The 23189-nt window shown below is 42.5% G+C and carries 22 protein-coding genes; 16 read left to right on the plus strand and 6 right to left on the minus strand.

The annotated features are described in order from the left end of the window. The 5 genes from gyrA to dnaA all read right to left on the minus strand — a co-directional run bounded on the left by gyrA (position 1) and on the right by dnaA (position 8888). Positions 1 to 2478 carry a DNA gyrase subunit A gene (gene gyrA, locus NWE73_RS01035; protein ID WP_277576408.1) on the minus strand — a complete coding sequence of 826 codons (2478 nt, stop codon included), beginning with the start codon at positions 2476 to 2478 and terminating at the stop codon, positions 1 to 3. Positions 2479 to 2509: 31 nt separating this feature from the next. Beyond that, positions 2510 to 4927, minus strand: coding sequence for a DNA topoisomerase (ATP-hydrolyzing) subunit B (gyrB, locus tag NWE73_RS01040; RefSeq protein WP_277576409.1), 2418 nt, complete (start codon positions 4925 to 4927; stop codon positions 2510 to 2512). Positions 4928 to 5003: 76 nt separating this feature from the next. Further along, positions 5004 to 6128: a DNA replication/repair protein RecF gene (gene recF / locus NWE73_RS01045; RefSeq protein WP_277576410.1), complete on the minus strand. Its 1125-nt coding sequence runs from the start codon at positions 6126 to 6128 to the stop codon at positions 5004 to 5006. Continuing rightward, positions 6128 to 7234: a DNA polymerase III subunit beta gene (dnaN, locus tag NWE73_RS01050; protein WP_277576411.1), complete on the minus strand. Its 1107-nt coding sequence runs from the start codon at positions 7232 to 7234 to the stop codon at positions 6128 to 6130. The genes recF and dnaN overlap by 1 nt, the downstream gene beginning before the upstream one ends. 232 nt (positions 7235 to 7466) lie before the next feature. After that, positions 7467 to 8888 carry a chromosomal replication initiator protein DnaA gene (gene dnaA / locus NWE73_RS01055; RefSeq protein ID WP_277576412.1) on the minus strand — a complete coding sequence of 474 codons (1422 nt, stop codon included), beginning with the start codon at positions 8886 to 8888 and terminating at the stop codon, positions 7467 to 7469. Positions 8889 to 9152: 264 nt separating this feature from the next. Between dnaA and rpmH the strand changes: the two genes are divergently transcribed. The 8 genes from rpmH (at position 9153) to rsmG (ending at position 16174) form a co-directional block, all read left to right on the plus strand. Continuing rightward, positions 9153 to 9302 (plus strand): 50S ribosomal protein L34, encoded by a 150-nt coding sequence (rpmH, locus tag NWE73_RS01060; RefSeq protein ID WP_080602459.1) that lies wholly within the window; start codon positions 9153 to 9155, stop codon positions 9300 to 9302. Continuing rightward, the gene (gene rnpA / locus NWE73_RS01065; RefSeq protein WP_277576413.1) at positions 9292 to 9651 is read left to right on the plus strand and encodes a ribonuclease P protein component; all 360 of its coding nucleotides are present in this window, start codon (positions 9292 to 9294) and stop codon (positions 9649 to 9651) included. Before rpmH ends, rnpA begins: the two co-directional genes overlap by 11 nt. Then, complete coding sequence (gene yidD / locus NWE73_RS18095) at positions 9620 to 9898, plus strand: membrane protein insertion efficiency factor YidD (protein WP_407652923.1); 279 nt, start codon at positions 9620 to 9622, stop codon at positions 9896 to 9898. Before rnpA ends, yidD begins: the two co-directional genes overlap by 32 nt. Continuing rightward, complete coding sequence (gene yidC, locus NWE73_RS01070) at positions 9873 to 11495, plus strand: membrane protein insertase YidC (protein ID WP_277576414.1); 1623 nt, start codon at positions 9873 to 9875, stop codon at positions 11493 to 11495. The genes yidD and yidC overlap by 26 nt, the downstream gene beginning before the upstream one ends. Positions 11496 to 11578: 83 nt before the next feature. Further along, on the plus strand, positions 11579 to 12139 hold the full coding sequence (locus tag NWE73_RS01075; RefSeq protein ID WP_277576415.1) for a Jag family protein: 561 nt from the start codon (positions 11579 to 11581) through the stop codon (positions 12137 to 12139). Between the two features lie 23 nt (positions 12140 to 12162). Continuing rightward, entirely contained in the window at positions 12163 to 13626 is a 1464-nt protein-coding gene (mnmE, locus tag NWE73_RS01080; protein ID WP_277576416.1) for a tRNA uridine-5-carboxymethylaminomethyl(34) synthesis GTPase MnmE, read from the plus strand. Positions 13627 to 13629: 3 nt separating this feature from the next. After that, the gene (gene mnmG, locus NWE73_RS01085; protein WP_277576417.1) at positions 13630 to 15561 is read left to right on the plus strand and encodes a tRNA uridine-5-carboxymethylaminomethyl(34) synthesis enzyme MnmG; all 1932 of its coding nucleotides are present in this window, start codon (positions 13630 to 13632) and stop codon (positions 15559 to 15561) included. After that, a complete protein-coding gene (gene rsmG, locus NWE73_RS01090) occupies positions 15512 to 16174 on the plus strand; it encodes a 16S rRNA (guanine(527)-N(7))-methyltransferase RsmG (RefSeq protein WP_277576418.1) in 663 nt (220 codons plus the stop codon). The genes mnmG and rsmG overlap by 50 nt, the downstream gene beginning before the upstream one ends. Positions 16175 to 16213: 39 nt before the next feature. Here the strand turns inward: rsmG and NWE73_RS01095 are convergent, their stop codons facing one another. Then, positions 16214 to 16747, minus strand: a complete 534-nt coding sequence (locus NWE73_RS01095) for a hypothetical protein (protein WP_277576419.1) — start codon at positions 16745 to 16747, stop codon at positions 16214 to 16216. 128 nt (positions 16748 to 16875) lie between these two features. Between NWE73_RS01095 and NWE73_RS01100 the strand changes: the two genes are divergently transcribed. The 8 genes from NWE73_RS01100 to atpG all read left to right on the plus strand — a co-directional run bounded on the left by NWE73_RS01100 (position 16876) and on the right by atpG (position 23188). Continuing rightward, complete coding sequence (locus NWE73_RS01100) at positions 16876 to 17709, plus strand: ParA family protein (protein ID WP_277576420.1); 834 nt, start codon at positions 16876 to 16878, stop codon at positions 17707 to 17709. Further along, on the plus strand, positions 17702 to 18736 hold the full coding sequence (locus NWE73_RS01105) for a ParB/RepB/Spo0J family partition protein (RefSeq protein WP_277576421.1): 1035 nt from the start codon (positions 17702 to 17704) through the stop codon (positions 18734 to 18736). The genes NWE73_RS01100 and NWE73_RS01105 overlap by 8 nt, the downstream gene beginning before the upstream one ends. Continuing rightward, the gene (locus NWE73_RS01110; RefSeq protein WP_277576422.1) at positions 18724 to 19089 is read left to right on the plus strand and encodes a bactofilin family protein; all 366 of its coding nucleotides are present in this window, start codon (positions 18724 to 18726) and stop codon (positions 19087 to 19089) included. The genes NWE73_RS01105 and NWE73_RS01110 overlap by 13 nt, the downstream gene beginning before the upstream one ends. A gap of 113 nt (positions 19090 to 19202) precedes the next feature. Further along, positions 19203 to 19637, plus strand: a complete 435-nt coding sequence (locus tag NWE73_RS01115; RefSeq protein ID WP_277576423.1) for an ATP synthase F0 subunit B — start codon at positions 19203 to 19205, stop codon at positions 19635 to 19637. 13 nt (positions 19638 to 19650) lie between these two features. Then, the gene (locus NWE73_RS01120; RefSeq protein WP_277576424.1) at positions 19651 to 20220 is read left to right on the plus strand and encodes an ATP synthase F0 subunit B; all 570 of its coding nucleotides are present in this window, start codon (positions 19651 to 19653) and stop codon (positions 20218 to 20220) included. Continuing rightward, the gene (gene atpH / locus NWE73_RS01125; RefSeq protein WP_277576425.1) at positions 20217 to 20765 is read left to right on the plus strand and encodes an ATP synthase F1 subunit delta; all 549 of its coding nucleotides are present in this window, start codon (positions 20217 to 20219) and stop codon (positions 20763 to 20765) included. Before NWE73_RS01120 ends, atpH begins: the two co-directional genes overlap by 4 nt. Before the next feature lie 2 nt (positions 20766 to 20767). Beyond that, positions 20768 to 22291 carry a F0F1 ATP synthase subunit alpha gene (gene atpA, locus NWE73_RS01130; protein ID WP_277576426.1) on the plus strand — a complete coding sequence of 508 codons (1524 nt, stop codon included), beginning with the start codon at positions 20768 to 20770 and terminating at the stop codon, positions 22289 to 22291. A 12-nt stretch (positions 22292 to 22303) separates the two neighbouring features. After that, a complete protein-coding gene (gene atpG, locus NWE73_RS01135) occupies positions 22304 to 23188 on the plus strand; it encodes an ATP synthase F1 subunit gamma (protein ID WP_277576427.1) in 885 nt (294 codons plus the stop codon). The last annotated feature ends 1 nt before the right edge of the window (position 23189 follow it).

A 23189-nucleotide genomic window follows, 5' to 3' on the forward strand; every position in this document is an offset into this window, starting at 1 on the left:
TTAGTGTTTTTCACCCTCTGGAACCACAACAGCTTCTTCAGAGTGATCATCTTCGACCACTGCAACCCCTGTTACAGTTTCATCTTTTTCATCGATATTGATCAGGCGCACACCCTGAGTGTTACGTCCAAGAATCGAGATGTCAGACATCTTCATACGGATAACTTGTCCGTTATCAGTTGAAAGAATCAGCTCGTGTTTCTCTGAAACTTTTTTAGTTCCGATTACAACACCAACTTTATCGGTTGTTTTCTGAGTGATAATACCGACGCCACCTCTTGATTGGATGCGGTATTCGCTCGTCTCAGAACGTTTTCCGTAACCTTTAGAAGTAACCATCAGGATTGTATCAGTAGTGTTTTTCTCCAAAACTTCCATTGCTACAACAGAATCATCTTTAGCAAGAGTGATTGCTTTCACACCGCGAGCGGTACGACCCATTTCACGAACATCATTTTCGTTAAAGCGGATCGACATACCTTCCTTAGTCGCAATGAAGATATCACTTTGACCGTCAGAAATCTTAACAGCGATAACACCGTCATCAAGATCTGTCGTCAAGGCGATAATACCTGCTGTTCTTGGATTCGCGAATGAATCCAAAGAAGTCTTTTTGATAATACCTTTTTCAGTGAGCATAACAACGAACTGTTTATCATTGAACTCGTCAACCGGAAGAATCGCACGAACGCTTTCTCCGTTAGCAAGTTGAACCACGTTCGCCAATGACTTACCTTTTGAAGTTCTGCTGCCTAGTGGAAGTTTATGAACTTTACACCAGTAAACTTTACCCTTGTCAGTGAATACAAGAAGCATCGTTTTAGTCGAAGCAGAGAAGAGATCCGTTACGTAATCTTCTTCTTTAGTCTCCATACCTTTCAAGCCTTTACCGCCACGTTTTTGTACGCGGTATTCAGCTGTCGGCATACGCTTGATAAGTCCTGTGTTTGTCACAGTGACAACCATATCTTCATCAGCGATCAAATCTTCGTCTTCAATATCTGACAAATCACCTGTGATTTGTGTACGACGAGGATCTGCGAAGCGTTTTTTGATTTCTTCGAGTTCGCCAACGATAATTTTGTAAATTTCTGAAACGTCTGCCAGAACAAATCTCAACCAATCAATTTGTTTTTGAAGTTCTGCTAGTTCAGCGATGATTTTATCTCGCTCCAAACCGGTCAAACGTTGTAGACGCATTTCCAAGATCGCAACAGCTTGACGTTCGCTGAACTCAAATTTCTCCATCAAAGCTTCACGAGCCGCATTAGCTTCTTTAGAAGCGCGGATCGTTTTAATTACTTCTTCAATGTGATCCAGTGCTTTTTTCAAACCCTCAAGGATATGAGCGCGTTCCAAAGCTTTCTTAAGTTCAAAGATACAACGTTTTGTAACAACGTCACGACGGTGATCAATGAATGCTTCCAACATGCCTTTAAGATCGAAGGTAACCGGTTGGTTCTTCGCATCCAAAGCAAGCATGATGATACCAAAGCTGGTTTGTAGCTGAGTGAATTTATAAAGTCTGTTCAGGATAACGCTGGCATTTTCGCCGCGCTTTAGAACAACAACGATACGCATACCTTCACGAGAAGATTCATCACGGATATCAGAAATACCTTCGATTTGCTTATCACGAACAAGGTCCGCCATGCTTTCGATAAGCTTCGCTTTATTCACTTGATAAGGAATTTCTGTGATGATGATTTCTTCGCGATCTTTTACGCTAACAACTTCAGCAACACCCTTCAAAGAGATGATGCCACGGCCTTTTTTGTAAGCCTGAAGAATACCTTCACGGCCAGCGATCACACCAGCAGACGGGAAGTCCGGGCCTTTGATAAACTGAAGTAGATCCTCAAGTTGCGCCGTCGGATTATTGATGAGGTGAATACAACCATCAATAACTTCGCCCAAGTTGTGCGGAGGAATGTTGGTCGCCATACCTACGGCGATACCAGTTGAACCGTTTACCAGCAAATTCGGGAATTTAGCAGGAAGAACAAGTGGAATTTCTAAAGAGTCATCATAGTTGGGACCGAAAGGAATTGTTTCCTTCTCGATATCCGCCAGCAATTCTTCTGCAAGATGAGTCATACGGATTTCGGTGTAACGCATAGCTGCTGCGCTATCGCCGTCGATAGAACCGAAGTTTCCTTGACCATCTTCGAGTGGATATCTCAAAGAGAAGTCCTGGGCCATACGAACCATGGTTTCGTAAACCGCAGAGTCACCATGTGGATGGTATTTACCGATTACGTCGCCGACAACACGGGCTGACTTCAGATAAGGACGATTCGAACGATTGTTCATCTCGCTTTGCGCGAAAAGAACACGACGGTGCACGGGTTTCAAACCATCACGAACGTCAGGAAGAGCACGACCAACAATGACCGACATTGAGTACTGAAGATATGCGCCACGCATTTCTTTACTAATATCGACGAGTGTTACGCCTTTTTCGTTATTATTTTCCATAAACTTTTCACCAATTCTAAGTAACTAAAAATTAAACGTCTAAGCTGCGAGCGAGGAGGGCGTTGTCGTGAATAAATTGACGACGAGGCTCTACCATTTCACCCATAAGGATTGAGAAAGTCTCATCAGCCGCCACTGCGTCTTCGATACTCACTCTTAAAAGAGTTCTGTTTTCCTTGTTCAGCGTAGTTTCCCACAACTGCTCAGGATTCATCTCTCCTAATCCTTTATAGCGCTGGATATAGATTCCTTTTTTAGTTGATTCCATAATATGCGCCGCGAACTCGTTATAGTTTTCAAACTGGAATTCAGTTTCACCTTGAAGAATCGTGATTGGCAAAGTGCTGATACTTTGAATCTCAGCCCAGATTTTACGAAGCTCGATGATTTCTGAAGAACGCAAGTTATCAAGACCAAACTTCGTCGTCATGCGATCTGCATAGCGAACCGTGTAGATTTCACTGAATGATTTGCCAGTTTCCGGATCTTGTTTTACTTCGCCTTTGTATTCAGTGATTCCAAGTTTTGGATCAGAGTTAATCCATGCACCAAGATCTTTTAAGATCTCAGTCATTTTCTTGTCATCAGCCAAAGTTTTTTCGAAGTCAGGAATTTTACTCAACAAGAAATACAGAACGTCTTTGTCGTATTTTTTAGAAGAAACACGAAGAAGATCGTTAAAACGTTGAATGTTCAAGATCAACTGGCGAAGCTCGCTTTCAGGTAAGTTTTCTTTGCCTTTGATTTTGAAGTTATTCAAACCAGAGCTCAAAAGATACTCAGTCAAAGCGGCTTCATTTTTCAAATAAGTTTCTTCTTTACCTTTTTTCGCGCGGTACAAAGGTGGTTGAGCGATATACACATAACCGCGCTCAAGTACCAACGGCATTTGACGATAGAAGAACGTCAAAAGAAGAGTCATGATGTGCGAACCGTCAACGTCGGCATCCGTCATGATGATGATTTTATGATAACGGATTTTATCAACGTTCACGTTGTCTTTTCCGATACCAGTTCCTAATGCAGAGATAATAACTTTGATCTCTTCAGAAGAAATAATTTTATCAAAACGCGCTTTTTCTACGTTTAGGATTTTACCTTTCAAAGGCAAGATCGCTTGAGTACGACGGTCACGACCTTGCTTCGCAGATCCGCCGGCAGAGTCCCCTTCCACCAGGTACAATTCGCAAAGTGCGGGGTCACGTTCTTGGCAGTCCGCCATTTTTCCTGGCAAAGATCCGCCATCCAACGCTGTCTTACGACGAGTCAAATCACGAGCTTTACGAGCGGCCTCACGAGCACGCGCTGATTCTACGCACTTCATGATAATATTTTTTGCAACCGAAGGATTGCGATCCATCCAGTCAGCCAATTTTTCGTTTACCAATGACTCAACAATACCTTTAACTTCAGCATTACCGAGTTTGGTTTTTGTCTGACCTTCGAATTGTGGTTCAGTAACTTTAACTGAAATAACTGCTGCCAAACCTTCACGGATATCTTCACCCTCAAGGTTTGTTTTCAAATCTTTCAAAAGATTTTTTTCTGTTGCATAGGCGTTGGTTGTACGTGTCAAAGCGGCACGGAAACCAACAAGGTGAGTACCACCTTCATGGGTATTAATATTATTCGCGTAAGTGAAAATAGATTCTGAATAAGAATCGTTCCACTGCATAGCAATTTCAATTTCTACATTGTCCTTTTCACCTTTGAAGTAGACCACTTCATTGTGAAGAGCTTTTTTGGACTGATTCATGTATTTGACGAATTCAGCAACACCCAATGCATACTGGAAATCTTGTTTTTTTCCTGTGCGCTCATCCATCAAGGCGATGTGAAGTCCCGCATTCAAGAATGCCAATTCACGGAAACGATTTGCCAGGGTAGCGAAGTCGTAGATGATTGTTTCATCTTTGAAAATTTCACGATCTGGTTTGAACGTAGTTTTTGTTCCGGTCTTGGTAGTCGCTTCACCTTTTTCAACCGGAGCCATGATTTTTCCACGCTCGTAGTTTTGTCTCCAAAAGTGACCTTCGCGTTGAACTTCAACAGCAACGCGAGTTGAAAGGGCGTTCACAACAGAAGCACCCACACCATGTAAACCGCCAGAAACTTTATAACCACCGCCATCGAATTTACCACCGGCATGAAGCACAGTCATAACCAATTCAAGAGCAGATTTTCCAGTTTGTTTTTGAGTCGCAACAGGAATACCACGACCATCATCTTCAACCGTTACAGATTCGTCAGCGTTGATTGTGACTTTGATAGTTTTGCAATAACCCGCAAGATGTTCGTCTACCGAGTTATCCACAATTTCATACACAAGGTGATGATAACCTTTGAAAACTGTATCACCGATATACATACCGGGACGTTTACGAACTGCCTCAAGTCCTTCTAGGACCTGAATCGAATCGGCGGAATATGATGTTTGTTCTTCGGACACTCTGTACCCCTCACTGAAAATCTGCTTACTTCAAAAAATTCACGATGAAAAATTTCATCGAAAAATTAAAGTAGCGTTAATCAAGGATAAGACCATCCTTGATTCGCACGACGGAAAGCTGATCGAGGCTGAAACTATCAGGTAAAGTGAAATCCGTGGTCGTTACAAAAATCTGCGTATTGATCTCGTGTAAGAACGTAATCAACGCTTCTCTTTTGGCTTTATCGAGCTCGGAAAGTACGTCATCTAACATCAGCACAGGATAGGTTCCGTGAGCCTTCCTATGATACACAATTTGGGCCATTTTGAAAGACAATATGATCGCTCTCTGCTGCCCCTGGCTACAAAAAAATCTTGAGTCTTTTCCACCATATAGGAAGACGATGTCATGCTTGTGAGGACCCACCAAACTTGTTCCACTTGAGAGCTCTGCATCATGAAGTTCGCGCAGACGTTTTTCTAGTGCATTTTGGATTTCTTCTCTTGTGAATTTCAGCGCATTTTGATCGGAAACCACATATTCCACGGAGATATCCACAGCAGAGTTGCTGGAAATGTACTGCATGGCATTATTGAACTCTTTGGCCAATCCTTGCAAAGCAGAGACGCGGGCATAGGTTAAATCGGTCGCCAAACGCACAAAACTGGGGCTTAGAGACTCCAAAAGGTTCTCCGTGACCATTTTATCCTGCAAACCCTCCAAAAAGTTTTTAAGGATCTTGTTGCGCGTTTTGAGTGCTTTTCGATAATCGGAAATTAAATTCATATTTTTTCGGTCAAAAGTAACTAAAAGTTCATCCACGAGTTCGCGGCGATGATCAGCGCCTTCTTTTATGGAAGCCAGACTTTCAGGACTAAACACTACACTAGCAAATATTTTTCGAATGTCTGATGAGTTCACACGCTTTTCATTCAAGGTCAGAACTTTGCGACTTTTGCTTAAGCCCATTTTTAATTTGTAGTGAAGGTCGTTTTGACTAATCAACGCCTGGATAAGTGCTTCCTGATTATTTGAATTTATCAATGTGGAATTGTCAGAGTAGCGGAATGAGTCTCCTTGAGAGATCATATACATGGCTTCAAGAAGATTTGTTTTTCCTTGGCCGTTCTCTCCCAGAAATACATTCACTCGAGGAGAGAAAGAGAGCACTACGTCTCGGTAATTCCGAAAATTAACAAGACGTAGTCTTTCAAAAATCATCAGATTCTCATAGGCATGATCACGCAAGTGTAAGACTGGTCATTGTGAGGTCTTACTAAGCCTGGTGATAGATGATCATTTAACTCAAAATCAACTTTTTCGTTGTTGATGCTAGTTAGAATATCCGTGATGTACTTTGCATTGAAACCAATTTTGATTTCATTACCTGAATACTCAACTTCAATTTCTTCTTTCGCATCACCCAACTCTGGATTGTTAGAAGAAATTTCCATACGGCCGTTAGTTAGATTCAAGTGGACTGCTTTTGACTTTTGGTTCGCCAGCAAAGACACACGTTTTAAAGAAGTTAAGAAAGCTTCTTTGTTGATCATAACTTTTTGCGGAAGTTTCTGTGGAATAAACTGTTGATAATTCGGGTACTTTCCCTCAATCAAACGAATCATCAAAATTGTCGATGAATGTTTTAGTACGAATTGAGATCCTTCAACTGCAATTTCTACCTGGCCATCGATACCTTCCAAGATTTTTTTAATCTCATGAAGACCTTTGCGAGGAATGATTACACCTTGGGTTGTAGTAACTTTAATTTCTGATGAAGCTTTACTTACCAAGCTCATACGATGGCCGTCTGTAGCAACCATCTTAAAACCTGTTTGTGGATTTAATTCAAAGAAGACACCGTTCAAGTGGTATCTAGTTTCATCATTCGATACAGAGTAAATAGTTTTATCGATCATCTCTTTCAAAACTTGGGCATCAATTTTAATAAATGCCTGGGAATTGAATGTTGGGAAGATCGGATATTCCTCAGCTGAAATACCAACAATTTTTGAAGTGTACTTGCCTTGTTTGATTTCCAACCAATTATTTTCTTTTTTGATCAAAGTGATTGGACCCTCAGAAAGCTCTTTGGCAATTTCGAAAAGGCTTTTTGCCGAGACTGCTACTTTTCCTGGTTGATGTACTTGAGCTTTGATTTGGTCAGTAAGACTTACTTCCAAATCTGTAGCGAAGACTTTCAACAAGTTTTGATCTGCCTCAAGAAGTACGTTGATGAGAATCGGCATGGTGTTGCGCTTCTCAACAATGTTTTGAGTTTTTCCGATAAGGCTTAACAGATCTCTCTTATCAATTTCAATTTTCATAAAGTCCTCTTAAAAACGCTCTCTTATTATCTATTACTTATAATATAAATAACTAGTAGTAGTAGTAGGGGCGTGGAAAACCTAACAAATCCCCTAAGTACGTGTAAACACTAAAAAACACTTGTGGATAAAGACCCTGTACAACTTTGCCTTAAAAGCTCTGTTTTTGGGGGTAACTCGGATCCACATTTTTAACCCCAGAGACTTCCACACCTCTATCCACAGTCCACATTCACACCCCTGTGATATTGTGGATTCTCTGTTCCAAGTCTTCGATATCCTTCGCGATATCTTGATCCGTAGCCTGTAGATTCTTGACCCGTTCCAGAGCATTCATCACAGTTGTGTGATCTTTTCCGCCAAAAGCTTTGCCGATATCTACTAGAGATTTATCCAAAAACTTCTTAATTAAATGCATGGCAATTTGACGTGGAACGACAATTGGCTTCGCTCTAGTTGATGCTTTTAGGTCTAAAACTCGCACTTTAAAGTGATCTGCGACCAATTTTTGAATCTCTTCCACTGAAATAGTGGATTGAGTTTCATGATGCGAAAGAATGCGTTTTACGAGCTCACCATCAATCGGTAAACCTTGAAGCTCAGAGAACATCTTAACTTTTTTAAGGTTGCCCTCTAGCTCTCTAATTGAGCGTTTGGAGATCCTTGCGATATAGGTCGCTACGTCTTCAGGCATACGAACATTATATTTCTCTGCCTTATAGCGAAGAATGGCGATACGGGTTTCCAGATCCGGCATTGTAATATCCACAATCAAACCGCGTTCAAGGCGGGTACGACTGCGGTCTTCAAGGCCATGAATATCCTTAGGCATGCGGTCGCTAGCCAGGATAACCTGCTTGCGGCTATCGATAAAACTATTCACAGTATGAAAAAATTCCTCTTGGACGGCTTCCCCTCGGGCAATAAATTGAACGTCATCGACGAGCAAAATATCTGAATTCTCTCGGTATTTTTGTCTAAACTTATCCATCTCGTGACGGCGAATTGCCGAAATACACTCGTTCATAAAGCGTTCTGCAGAGATGTAAGTGATCCTAAGGTGTTGAAATTGATCGCGAATATGGTTTCCAGTCGCGTGCAAAAGATGGGTTTTACCCATTCCAACCGGTCCATATATATAGAGGGGATTGTAATCGTCAGCTCCGGGGTTCCTAGCTACGTTATAGCAGGCCGCATGGGCAAACTCTGAGTTCTTACCCACGACAAAGGTCGAAAAAGTAAGATCACTATTTAAAGAGCCTTCAGAACTAGACCTATGTTGAGTAGTCTGAGTACCCTGACTACGCCCAAGTTGAGCCTGGAGGACTTCAGATCCACCAAGGGCCTCCTCAAGAGAGCTCCCAGCCGTTTCGATATGAGCATTCACTTTGCTTCCAGTAATACTGAATTCAACTTCAAATGGCCTATTGTAAGTATCTGAAATCTCTGCATAAATCTTGTCTTGCAGGTTCTCAATAACAAAGTATTGATGTAGGGCATTGGGTACCCCGAGTATCAATTTGGGACGCTCCTGAGTACCCGCGGTGCTGATATACTCAATCGGATCAAGCCAAGTATCCAATAACTTATTGTTATCGTTACGGCTCTTCATTTTCGTTTTAATCAAATTCCAGAAAGAAGAGTTTAACTCCACGCTCACGTCCCCTCGAACTGGCTTAGACTCCGACTCCTTCGGAGTGTGAGCTTAGGCCTAGGGCACCTCTTAACAAGGGGAGCTGAAGTTTTCAACAGTTGACCTTGATGCTGCATTGTGATTAATTAGTGCCCCACGTATCTAGTTGGAAGCAACTTTGTGGGAAGCACATTTAGTCGCCGTTGAAGCAGTCAGTTTTTTTGGCTTCAGTTGGACGGCGTAACTGACGTTAATCGTCGTAAAAAGTATCAGGAGAGAGAGAACATGAAACGTACATACCAACCATCAAACAAACGTCGCAAAACTACTCACGGTTTCCGTGCAAGAATGGCTACAAAAGCTGGTCAAGATGTTCTTAACCGCCGTCGCGCAAAAGGTAGAAAACGTTTGACGGTTTCTACTGGTGGAAAATAGTTCTCCACTAATTATTAAGCGCAGTTCTGAATTTCTCGCTCTCAAACAATCTGGGAAAAGACACTGGCCTACGAAATGGTTGCTTCTGAATTTTCAGAAGAACTCAGTAGGTCAGTTGCGTTTTGGGGTAACGGCAAGTCGTAAAGTCGGCTCTGCTGTTGTTCGCAATAAATTGAAACGTTGGAGCCGCGAATATTTCAGAGAGTCGCTTAAAGCTGGGAACCCACTTGAAGCCGACATCAATCTTATCTTTAGACCCATGGAAGAAAACTTCTACAAAGGCCTCCCACACGGGGAATTTGTTCAAGCTTTGGAACGTGGTATACAAGTTGTACGAAAAAACCTTTAAGGCTTTCCTTTGGTTTTTCGTCGCTGCCTATAGATCTATCGGAACCACTCATCTTGGTGGTGCCTGTCGCTTCGAACCAAGTTGTTCAGCATATGCCCTTGAGGCAATTCAAACACATAAGACACATAAAGCTCTTTGGTTAATTGGTAAAAGAGTTTGTAAATGTAGACCGGGTGGACCTTATGGTTACGATCCGGTTCCACTCCCGGGAGGGAAGCTTCATGCAGCCGCAACAACAGAACGATAAATCTTTTTTTGATCCAAAAACACTTATCGCTATCGCCGCCGTCGCATTAGTTTATTTCGGATGGCAGACGTATCTTGGTAAGAAATATCCTAACTATAATAAGCCTAAGACTGAAGTCGCTCAAACGACGGCAGCAACACCTTCCGCAACTTCCGCAGCAGCTACAATAAATCCTGTTGAATCCAAATCCGGCACTGTTTCTGCACCTGTCGTTATTCCAGAACAAAAATTTACTTTCTCGAATGATAAAGTGGCCTTCACCCTGACTAATTTCGGTATGGGTCTTAAAGATTTCACCGTTAACAATTACGAAGACAAAGAGAAAAATAAAATTAAACTTGGTGTTTCTGATCAGGTTGCTTTGTTTTCTATGAAGTTGACTGGAACAGATAAGCCGCTTGAGTTCAATGTGACGGAGCAAGCTCCAGGTCACTATGTCGGTATCGCGCAAGTTGGAGAAATGACCGTAAAAAGAGAATTGCAGTTTGATGCTGCGAGCTCTTCATTTAAAAACACGATTTCAATCTCTAAAGCGACTGATTCTATTAAGAATGGCTTCTCTTTATTGATTCCAGAACATATCCATGAGGCGAAATCTTCTTCTTTCTTGTTCCCTTCATATTCACACCAGGATTTCTTTGTCGGGCACAATGGTAAAAACGAAACGGTAAATTTTAGTGGTGCTAAAGAAAACTTCAAAAAAGGTTTTGAAAATTCTCCGCTTGTTTCTGTAGGTTCTCAGTATTTCACGGCTGTTGTTTTGGATAAATCACAAATCACTCCGGAAGTTAACTTGGTTGCTGATGTAACTAATAAAAGTGCTCTTGCAGAAGTTACCTATAAACCTGTGCAAATAGCTCCTGAGATGACTTTCAGCCAGATCTTTTATGCGGGTCCTAAATCTATCGATGTTCTTAAGTCAGTGGATCCAGAACTTGCAGGGGTTATTGATTTCGGTTTCTTTGGTATGATTTCACGTCCGTTGTTGTACGTGATGAAGGCTTTCCATGGTTTCGTGGGAAACTGGGGTTTTGCGATCATTATGCTGACGCTTTTGGTTCGTCTTTGTGTTTTGCCATTCAACTTGATGTCGGCGAAGTCTATGAAAGCTATGCAAAAGGTTCAGCCTGTCATTGCAGCTCTTCGTGAGAAGTATAAAGACGATGCTATGCGCTTGAATACAGAAATGATGGCTGTAATGAAGCAACATGGTGCGAATCCTGTTGGTGGCTGTCTTCCGATGTTGATTCAAATTCCGGTATTCTTTGCTTTGTATCGCGTAATCGGAAGTAGTGTTGAGTTATACAATTCGCCATTTATTCTTTGGATTCACGATCTCAGCGCTCATGATCCGTTCTATGTGCTTCCAGTTTTGATGGCCGTGTTTATGTTTATTCAACAAAAAATCACTCCATCAACAATGGATCCTACACAAGCTAAAATCATGTTGTTCTTGCCGCTTGTGTTCTCTGTGTTCATGTTGCAATTGCCAGCGGGTCTTACACTTTACATGGTTGTGAGCACTTTGTTCGGTATCATTCAACAGTACTTTATTATGAGAGATGTTAAGCCAGTAACTAAAGCCGTTAAGGCGTAATAACGAGGCCAGCGTAAGTTGGCCTGAGTGGTTGAAAACCACGGTGAATTTAAACTTTTATTTATTATATGTAGGGGGTTTCAGTGGGTTTTTTCAGTAAGCTTTTTGGTGGAAAAAACAAAAGTGCTAACAGCGAAGTAGAATCACTTGTTCAAACGACTCTTGAGGGGATCATCGAAAAGGCTCAGTTTGACCTTTCTTTTGAAATCACTTCCGAGAAAGAAGAAGACGGCGGCGCAATTTTGGCTATTCAATTCTCTGGCGGCGACGAAGAGATGTTGAAAGATAAAAAAGGTCAAATGCTTGATGCTTTCCAGTTGTTCTTGAAACGCGTTGTTCAACACAATTTCCCTGAAGATAAAACAAACATCACTGTTGATTGTGGTGGATACCGTGATGAATCTGCGAATGCATTGATCGAACGTGCAGAGAATTTGAAAGCGATCTGTATTGAACAAGGTAAGTCTGTTTATTACAGAGCTTTGCCTCCAAAAGATCGCAAAGTTGTTCATCAATACCTGGCTAAAGATCCTCGTATCAAAAGCCGTTCACTAGGTGACGGTCTTTATAAGAAAATTAAAATTTATCCTGCTAAAGGTGGAAATAATTCTGCTGGTGGCACTGAAGACGCTCACCACGAGTAATCTAAATTAAGTAAGAGGGCACTATGACATTCCGAGGAGATCGAGACAAAGATACCGTCTGTGCGGTCTCCACTCCACACGGAGTGGGCGGAATTTCTGTGATCAGAGTTAGTGGCCCTCTGACTCTTTCTATCGTTTCAAAGATTTGTGCCTTCTTACCTGCACATCCTGAATCTCATCGAGTTTATTTTGGGAATTTAACATATGCCCAAAGCACAAATACCCCAGGGAATCTGGAGGGTAGACAAGATGTGATTGACGAGGTTCTGGTAACTTACTTCAAGCAAGGTAAATCATTTACCGGCGAAGAAGTGATTGAGATTTCCTGTCATGGAAGTCCACTCATTTGTCAGACTATCTTGGGGCAACTCGTTCAATTAGGTGCTCGCCCGGCTGATCGCGGTGAGTTTACCTATCGTGCATTCATGAATGGAAAACTTGATCTCGTTCAGGCAGAAAGTGTTCTTTCTCTGATTGAGTCGCAAAGTCAGCAAGCTGCGAAGCTGGCCCTGCGCCAGCTTAAAGGTCAGCTTTCTCATAAGCTTGAAGAAATTGAAGACGATATGACCTGGATTCTTGCCCATGCAGAAGCCAGTATTGATTTCTCTACCGAGGGAATCACTGTGGTGGAAGATGATGTTGTGCAAGTTCGTCTTCGAAAAATTGAAGCTAGTCTTAAAGAATTGGTCGCTACCTTTAAGGTGGGCCGTCTTCTTAAAGATGGTTTTAGAATCGTTTTAACGGGTCTTCCGAATGTGGGTAAATCCAGTCTTCTGAACACTTTTTTGGAAGATGAAAGAGCGATCGTGACAGATATTCCTGGAACCACTCGCGATGTGATCCATGGGGATACTTCATTCCAGGGTGTGAAGTTTACTTTCGTGGATACGGCGGGACTTCGCGATGAAGCGACGGATTTGGTTGAGCGCATAGGCATTCAGAAAAGCTATGAAGCTCAGAATGAATCCGATGTGGTTTTCTTTGTCTTTGATATCGAGAAGGGCATGGGCCCTGAAGAAATCCAGATTTTGGAGTCTTTGGACCCTCAAAAGACCTTCATTTTAGCTAATAAAAACGACCGAATTGGGGGCTCTAAGCCCTTAGAAACTGTCGAAAAAGCCCTTAAAAACAGTAAATTTTTCCAAAAGATCCAAGATCCCCAGGCCTTCTTCACAAGAAGGGTGTTCTTTGTCAGCGCTCTTGATAAAAAGGTGCGTTCTGATGTGTTGAATGAGCTAGTGAAGGAATTCGCTGATTTGCAGGTGGAAAACACAGTTTTGATTTCCAATGCTCGTCACTACGAAAATCTCACAAGAGCACTTGAAAATACTCAGAGGTCGCAAGCTTTGGTGGATCAAGGGATGGGTGCTGAATTTTTGGCTCTTGAGTTGAAAGAGTCCCTCATCGCGATTCACGAAACTTTAGGAAAGCGATTCGATGATCAAATCATGGATCGAGTTTTTAAAGAGTTTTGTATCGGGAAGTAATTTATGACTAATAAAAAATTTGATGTGATCGTAGTTGGCGCCGGACATGCTGGTATCGAGGCTTGCTTATCCGCGGCTCGTTTGGGTGTTCAAACTTTGATGATTACGACCAATACGGATCGCATCGGTTACATGAGTTGCAACCCTTCCATCGGTGGTCTTGCAAAAGGTCATATGGTTCGTGAACTGGATGTCCTTGGTGGGCAGATGGGTATTGCGGCCGATGAAACGACTATTCAATACAAGCGTTTGAATTCCTCCAAGGGTCCTGCAGTTCGCGGAACTCGAGTTCAAAACGATAAACACCTTTATTCTCAATTTCAAAAAGACGCTCTTTACAATCAGCCAAATCTTTCCGTTCTTCAGGGTGAGGTGAAACGCCTTATCTTGGAAAATGATTTGTGCGTGGGTGTGGTTCTGCAGGACGGTTCTGAGATTTTCGCGAAAGCGACGATCATTACGACTGGGACTTTCATGAACGGGGTGATGCATATTGGTCTTCGCCAAGAAGCGGGTGGCCGTGTGGGCGATAAGCCTTCTATTGGTTTATCAGATCAGTTGGCTCAATTCGGCTTTGAAGTTAAACGTTTGAAAACGGGAACTCCTGCGCGTCTTCATAAAGATAGCATCGATTGGTCGAAGACTATTCCTCAGGGTGGTGATGAAAAGGTTTATCCTTTTAGCTATCGCTCATCGACTCAATTGAAACTTCCGCAGATTCTTTGTTATCTCACTCGAACGACAGAACTTACTCACGATATTATTCGTGGAAACCTCGATAAATCACCTATGTATTGTGGGATTATTGAGGGTGTTGGTCCTCGCTATTGTCCTTCGATTGAAGATAAAGTGACTCGTTTCGCGGATCGCGTGAGTCATCAGACATTCTTAGAACCAGAGGGCTTGAATACAGATTTAATTTATCTTCAAGGTATCTCTACATCCTTGCCGGAAGAAACTCAGGATCAGTTCCTTAAAACTATTCCTGGCTTGGAAAACGTTAAAGTTGTTCGCTATGGCTATGCCGTAGAGTACGACTATATTGAACCCACTCAAATCTGGCATCGCCTGGAAACAAGGACAATTCGTCAATTATTCCTGGCGGGGCAAATCAACGGAACTTCTGGTTACGAGGAAGCTGCTGGACAGGGTTTGATTGCTGGAATCAATGCGGCCCACAGCATCCTCGGGCGAGAAGAATTTATTCTTGGTCGCGATGAAGCCTATATGGGTGTGTTAATTGACGATCTGGTCACTAAAGGAACTCGTGAACCTTACCGTATGTTCACTTCACGTGCTGAACATCGTTTAGTTTTAAGAGAAGATAATACTATCGATAGATTAGCTGATATTGCAGCTCGTATTGGTATTGTTTCTACTGAGTCTTTGGACATTCTATCTTCGCTTAGAAGCCGTAGACAGGATCTGCATGAGAAAATGCGTTCTACGAAGATTTATCCGACCAAAGATGTGCAAGAGTTGTTGGCTAAAATTCCTTCTGCAGAAATGACAAAGTCCTTGTCTTTCGAAGAGTTGCTGCGCCGTCCTGAGATTTCGAGTTCTCATTTAGAGATATTTAATTTTACGGTAGATCCTGATCCAAATGTAACAGAACCGGTTGAAATTGAAGTGAAGTACTCTGGTTATATTAAAAGGCAAATGGACCTAATTGAGCAGTCTAAAAGGCTCGAGGAATTGGTCCTTCCTGAGGCACTTTCTTATGCGGAAATCCGTGGTCTTTCTAATGAAGAGAAGGATAAGTTGCAACGCGTCAAGCCCCGTACCTTAGGTCAAGCTCAAAGGATAAGTGGTGTTAATCCATCTGCCATTCAGGCTATAATGATTCATCTAAAAGGTCATAAGAAGCTCAAGGAGATCAGTGTAGATGGACAACAACGAACAGCAGGCGCCGACGATATACTGGCGCGTGGATGAGTGGTTCCCTGATCTAAGTCCAGAAATAAAAACTCGACTAAAGACGTATCACGAAGAGTTGATAAAGTTTAATCGTACATTGAATCTTATTTCGCCAAAGACGGTCTTTGTTGCTGATGCGATCCATTTTGCAGACTCCATCATTGCTTGTAAGACTATTATTCTGTCTAACCCCAATATTGATAAAATCTACGACCTTGGTAGTGGAAATGGCTTCCCTGGGGTTGTGATGGCCCTTCTTAAGCCTTCAACTCAAGTTGTGCTTGTTGAGGTGGATCAAAAGAAGTGTGAGTTTCTAAAACATCTCGCGAACGTGCTTGGTTTAAAGAATGTGACTGTCGAGAACAAGAACGTCGATACTTTGCCCGATAATTCAATTCAATATGCTGTCACTAGGGGATTCGGAAATATTTCTCGCACGATTTTAAGTGCACGGAAGTATATGGTTAAAGGCGGGGCTCTCTATCATCTGAAAGCCGAAGAGTGGGGTATTGAGGTGGGAGAAATTCCAAGTCAACTCTGTGCAATCTTTTCGCCGTCACTTGTGGGTGAATATAAGCTTCCAGTGGGTGCCGTGAAGTTTGGTATCGTTAAAACCGAAAAAGTCCGATAGCTTTTGGTGATTTTGGAATGTTCCACGTGGAACATTCCTTTAATGTTCGGCTTTCTCTGCCTTTTCTTCGCCTTTTCCTTCTCCGTGTCCTTCGCCTGCAGGTTTTCCACTTTCTCCAAATGAAATACCAGCTTCTTTCATGCGATCCTTAACGTCCCACGAGCGTTTGGCTTTTCTTAGCTTTTGTTCGGCCTGATAAGAAGCAAACTCTTTCGGATCGGGCCATTCTTCTTTCTTGTCGAAGGCTTTTCTGTAAGAAATGACCGCTGCCTTTCTTCTTTGCTCAATTTTCAGCGTTAAATAGTTCTTTTCTTGTTCTAGCTTGTTAATTAGAGCTTGGGATTCAAATACTCTTTTCTGAGCGAACTTAATCTGGCCTGTTTGAGGTATTGTTCCCTTGAGATCATTTTCAAAACCTTCAAGCTTCTTTTTCTCAGCTTCAACAGCGGCAGTCGTGGCACCAAGTTGTGTTTGAAGGTCAGAATAAATCGGATCCTTTAGCTCGGGGTTTGGATCCGGCTTATTACACGCGACAAGCGTAAAAAGAATAAGTATTGCGGTGATAATTCTCATAAATAGAGTTGTTCCACGTGGAACATCGGAAAAAATGCAGAAAAACCTAAGGTGAGGTGCGAAAAACTAGTCTTTATTCTTGCATGATTTTAGGAAAAGGAGGATTTTTTCTACATCAAGGAGGAATCATGGCAAAAACAATCTGCATAGCGAATCAAAAGGGTGGAGTAGGCAAGACAACGACGTCTGTTAATCTATCCTCAGCGCTGGCGACACTTGGCAAGCGAGTACTCTTGGTGGATATGGATCCACAAGGGAATGCATCAAGTGGACTAGGCATCAAACGCTTCGAGAGTCAGGATGCAAACTCCTACCACGTACTCATCGGCGAAAAAACTTTAACTGAGGCTACTCAAAATACTTCAAATCCAAACTTGAAGATATCCACGGCTAATCCTGACCTAGTGGGTGCAGAGATTGAGCTTGTTGATATGCCGCAGCGTGAGTATCGCTTAAAACAAGCGATCGCTTCAGTGGCTGATCAATATGACTATGTGTTGATTGATTGCCCACCATCTTTGGGACTACTCACTTTAAATGCATTGAATGCGGCGGATAGCTTCCTTGTCCCTCTTCAATGTGAATACTATGCGCTTGAGGGATTGAGCCAGTTGTTAAATACAGCGGGATTAATCAAAAAGAATTTGAATCCTCAATTGCATATTGAAGGCATCGTTTTAACGATGTTCGATATGCGTAATAACTTAAGCCATCAAGTTGTTACCGAAATTAAAAATCATTTTGGCGAGAAAGTTTTCAACGCCATCATTCCAAGAAATGTTCGTCTGAGCGAAGCACCAAGCCACGGTCAATCCATCCTTGAATACGACAGCAAATCCGTTGGTGCTATCCGCTATCTAGAGCTTGCTCGCGAGGTTGTTGCCCGCACTGAGGTAAAACCATCCGCAGAAATCGCTCCAGCAGCTGAACAAAATGCTTACCAAGGGGAAGTAAATGTCTGATATCGCTGTCGAATCCTCAAACAATAAGAAAAAAGGCCTAGGTAAAGGCTTTGGCGCATTGCTGGGCGAGAATACACGCACAGAAATTCCTGTTGCAAAGCCTACTTCTTCTGCGCCTGCGGTCGCTACTACTCAAGCAACTTCTGTTGCTGCAGCATCAGTAGCTGCTCCAACTATTCAAAATACGAACTCTCAACCCGTTGCTCCTCCCGTAGACCCTGAGAGCAAAATTTGGAAAGTTGCGATTGATAAGCTTTCTCCAGGTAAGTATCAGCCGCGCAGTACGTTTGAAAAAGAACCACTTCAAGAGTTAGCCCAATCTATTAAAGAGAACGGAATCTTGCAGCCCATCGTGGCGCGTAGAACAGTATCTGGAAAATTGGAAATCGTAGCGGGCGAGCGTCGCTGGAGAGCTTCACAAATTGCGGGCCTCCATGAAGTTCCAGTTATCCTTAAGAATTTCGATGATAAACAGGCTCTTGAGTTGGCCATTGTTGAGAATATTCAGCGTGAAGATTTGAATGCGATCGAAGAGGCGGAGGGATATTCTCGCTTAATCACGGAGTTCAAATTGTCTCAACAGCAAGTTGCTGAAAAAGTGGGGCGCGATCGTGCCACTGTTGCCAATGCTGTTCGTCTTCTTTCTTTGCCAACTGAAGTAAAAGAAATGATCTCAGGCAATGAGCTTTCTGTGGGGCATGCTAAAGTCCTTTTGTCTTTGCCGGATGTAAAAAAACAAACCGAAATGGCTAAGAAGGTCGTTAAAGAAAAAATTGCGGTCCGTAAGCTTGAAAAAATGGTTCAAGCCATCGTGAAGGGTAAAGAAGAGGAAGAAGCCCCTGTTTCTTTTGATTCAAATGTGACGCAAAGACTCATTGCTGGATTGAGCGACGAGCTTCAAAAAATGCTGGGTACGAAAGTGAGTATTGATTATTCCAATTCAAAAGGTAAGATCAGCATTCATTTCTATTCTGACGACGAACTGACCAATATGGTAGATAGGCTGAAAGAAGGATGGCAATCGTAACTCCCGAAGCTTTTCAAGAAGATGTACTTTCTGGCCATGTGACAGCGATCCTTGACCAGGGGACACATTTCGAAGGAAAGCTCAGCTTTGAGGGCACCGTCCAAATCGGCGGTGAATTTCAAGGGGAAATCTTTACTAAAGATACCATCATTATCAATGAGGGCGCCTCCGTGGCGGCCCAAATTGAAGCTGATACTATTATTATAAGTGGCCGGGTTGAGGGAAATCTCTTTGCCCGCCGCAGAGTTATTATGCACCCGCCGGCTATATTTAAAGGCACGGTGACCTCTCCAAGCCTTCGAATTGACGAAGGCGTGGTCTTTGAGGGTGCGTCTTATATGCCTAAGTCTTAGGCATCACCTAACAACTGTTACGCGTTTAAAACAGATTTAAGAATTGACCTTGACCTTATCAAGGCTGAAATGCTAACTCCGAATGACTAAAAAACAGTAGGGATTTCAATCAAATGGACATATTTGGACAATTAGGTATCAATTCAACCGCCGGCATCCAGTTCGTTCTTTTCGCGATTGCTTTGTTATTTTTAAATAAGGTTGTTTTCACACCTTATGCCCATGCTCTTGAAGAAAGAGAAAGAAAAACTAAGGGTGGCGAAGACCTCGCCTTGGAATACCAAGCAAAGTCGATCGAACTTCATACTCAATACGAAGCAAAAGCTCGTGAGTTGAATCTTGAGATCAAGACTATTATTGATGCTTCAAAATCAGAAGCGAATAAAAAGTATGAAATTGTTGTTTCAACAACTCGTGCAGAAGCAGAGAAAAATATTTCTGAAAACAGAAAGAAAGTTTCTGCAGCAGTTCAAACTGCCGCACAGGAGTTGAAATCACAAACTCAAGCTGTCGCATTGGCAATCACATCTAAATTGCTTGGCAAATAAGAGAGTCTATAAAATGAAAGCATTCGTAAATCTTCTCATTCTTCTTGCACCAGCGCTGGCACTAGCTGCTGGAGCTGAGCACGGTGGCGATCATCATGCTATTGAAATTCCTAAAGCCGTTATCTACCAAGCAATCAACGTTGCTATCCTGGTGGGTGGACTTATCTACTTCACGAAAGATGGAATTGTTTCATTCTTTGCAGGAAGAAAAACAGCTTACCTTGAGGCAGCTCAAAAATCTGCTTTCGCACGTGAGCAGGCAGAAAAAGAATTCGTAGATATCAAAAACAAATTGGCTAACTTGGATAACACTCGCCAGGAAGAGCTAGGCAAAGCAAAGGCTCACGCTGATGATTTGAAAAAACAAATCATTGAAGAAGCTGAACTTGTAGCAAAGCGCATTCGTGACGAAGCGGAATTGACTGCAAAACTTGAAGTGCAACGTGCACAAAAAGATCTACGTCTTCAACTTATGAATGACTCAGTCGAAGCGGCTCGTATCGTTTTAACTAAAGACATCGGTGCTTCTGATCAGCAGAAGCTTCAAAAAGAATTTATCAACAACATCGAGGTCGTTCGATGAAAGTAAATGAAGTATCTAAAAGATATGCGAAAGCCCTTCTTGCTGTAGCAAAGCAAAAAGGCATGCATGCGAAAGCATTCGCTGAATTGCAAACGGTTGCGGATTCTTTTAATAAAGACGCGGCTATTTCTGCATACTTTGAAAATCCAATGATCAGCTCTACTGAAAAAGTAACGGCGATCACAAATGCATTCCAAGGAAAAGGTCTTTCTGAAGAAGTTTTCAACACACTGATGTTGATGGCTAAGAAGAACAGAATCCAATTCCTTCCAGAAGTTGCTCTTGCGTTCCAAGGTTTCTTGGATATCGAAGAAGGTGTAACTCGCGGAACTGTACGCTCAGCTCAACCATTGTCAGCTGAAGCACAAAAAGAACTCGAGTCGAAAGTAAGCAAGATCCTTAATAAAAAGATCGTTTTGACTTACCAACAAGATCCTAAGCTTTTGGGTGGCGCAGTTGCTCAAGTAGGCGGATGGACTTTCGACGACAGCATCGAAACTCACTTAACGAAATTGAATGAAGAATTAAACAGGAGAGCCAACTAAAAATGGAAACTACAATCCGTGCCGACGAGATCAGTCGCGTTCTCAAAGAGCAAATCAATCAATACAATAAGAAGATTGAAGTTAGTGAAACAGGTAGCGTTCTTTCAGTAGGTGACGGGGTTGCCCGCATTTATGGTCTTGAAAACGCAATGGCTGGTGAACTTGTTGAGTTCCCAGGCGAAATCTACGGAATGGTGTTGAACCTTGAAGAAGGTCACGTAGGCGCCGTACTTTTCGGTGAAGATCGCCACATTAAAGAAGGCGACACTGTTAAAAGAACTAAGAAAATCGTTTCTGTCCCAGTTGGTGAAGCGCTTCTAGGTCGCGTTGTTGACGCTCTAGGAAACCCAATCGACGGTCGTGGCCCTATCAATACTCCTCACAGCCGTATCGTTGAAACTAAAGCCCCTGGTATCGTTTACCGTCATCCAGTTGAAGAGCCACTTCAAACTGGTATCAAAGCTATCGACGCTCTTGTACCAATCGGACGTGGTCAACGTGAGTTGATCATCGGTGACCGTCAAACTGGTAAAACGACTATCGCGGTTGACACTATCATCAACCAAAAAGGTCAAAACGTTCAGTGCTTCTACGTAGCTATCGGTCAAAAACAATCGACTGTTGCTCTTGTTGTAGAAAAATTGCGTGCAGCGGGTGCTCTTGAGTACACGACTATCATCGCAGCCAATGCATCTGACTCGGCTCCACTTCAATACCTTGCTGCATACTCTGGTACAGCAATGGCGGAATACTTCCGTGATACTGGCAGACATGCTTTGATCGTTTACGATGACTTGACGAAACAAGCTCAAGCTTACCGTCAATTGTCTCTTCTTCTTCGTCGTCCTCCAGGACGTGAAGCTTACCCAGGAGACGTGTTCTATTGCCATAGTCGTCTTCTTGAGCGTGCTTCTAAATTGTCTGCAGATAAAGGCGGCGGTTCATTGACTGCGTTGCCAATCATCGAGACACAAGCGGGAGACATCTCTGCTTACATCCCTACAAACGTTATCTCTATCACTGATGGTCAGATCTTCCTTGAATCAGACTTGTTCTACAAAGGTATCCGTCCGGCTATCTCTGTGGGTAAATCTGTATCTCGCGTGGGTGGTGCTGCTCAGATTAAAGCGATGAAACAAGTTGCGGGTTCTATGAAACTTGAACTTGCTCAATTCCGTGCGATGGAAGCATTCGCTGCGTTCGCTTCTGACTTGGATAAAGCGACTCAACAACAGTTGGCTCGTGGTCGTCGTCTTGTGGAAGTTTTGAAACAACCACAATACCAACCAGTAAAAGTTGAAGAGCAAATCGTAATGATCTTCGCAGCTTCTAACGCATTCATCGATAGCTATCCTGAATCAGATGCTAAGAGATACGAAGTTGAAATGGTAGAGTTCCTGAAAAACAAGCACTCTGACATTATCAAAACGATTTCTGAGAAGAAGGCGATCGGCGACGATACTAAAAAAGCGTTGTTGGCAGCTCTTAACGAGTTCAAAGCTATCTTCCAACCTTCTAACAAGTAATTTGGTGCTTAAATGGCAAGCTTGAAGGATATCCGGGCTCGAATTGAGTCCACAAAAAACACCCAGCAGATCACGAAAGCTATGAAGCTCGTGTCTGCTGCAAAGTTGAGAAAGGCGCAGAATAACATCGTTAACATGCGTCCTTATGCTCTGACTTTGCGAAAGGTGATTGCGGATATCGCTGTGACTAATAAAGTTTCGCATCCGTTGATGGAGAAGAAAGAACAAGTAAAGAATGTTTTGCTTGTTGTTATCACCTCTGATCGTGGTCTATGCGGCGCTTTCAACAGCAATATCAACAAATTTACTGAAGCTTATTATAAAGAAAACAAAGAGAAACTCGAAAAAATTGATTTCTTATTCATCGGTCGTCGTGGCCATGACTACTTTATCAGAAGAGATATCAAGCCGATTGATTACATCACGAAGCTAGATAAAGACATCTCTTACGAGTTGGCTTCTAAAGTCGCAAATCGCGTGATGAACGATTACCTTGAGGGTAGCTACGATGAAGTTCGTATTATCCACAATGAATTCAAATCTGCGATTTCTCAAATTGTCGTCGCTGAAACAATCTTGCCAATTGATCTTGGCTTGACGACTTTCAACGTTGAAAACGAGACTGCGACTGATTTTGCTGTCGACATGATTTTCGAACCTGCTCCTGAAGCTATTATCAAAGAACTTCTTGAGAAGCATTTCGATCTTCAAGTTTACAGATGTATGTCTGAATCGGTTGCCGGCGAACATGGTGCTCGTATGAGCGCGATGGAGTCAGCGACGAATAATGCGAAAGAGATGATCAATAAACTCACTCTGACATACAACAAATTGAGACAAGAAAAAATTACTACAGAATTGACTGAAATCGTATCGGGCGCGGAAGCGCTTAAATAGG

The sequence above is a fragment of the Bdellovibrio svalbardensis genome (genome assembly GCF_029531655.1).
Taxonomy (GTDB): Bacteria; Bdellovibrionota; Bdellovibrionia; order Bdellovibrionales; family Bdellovibrionaceae; genus Bdellovibrio; species Bdellovibrio svalbardensis.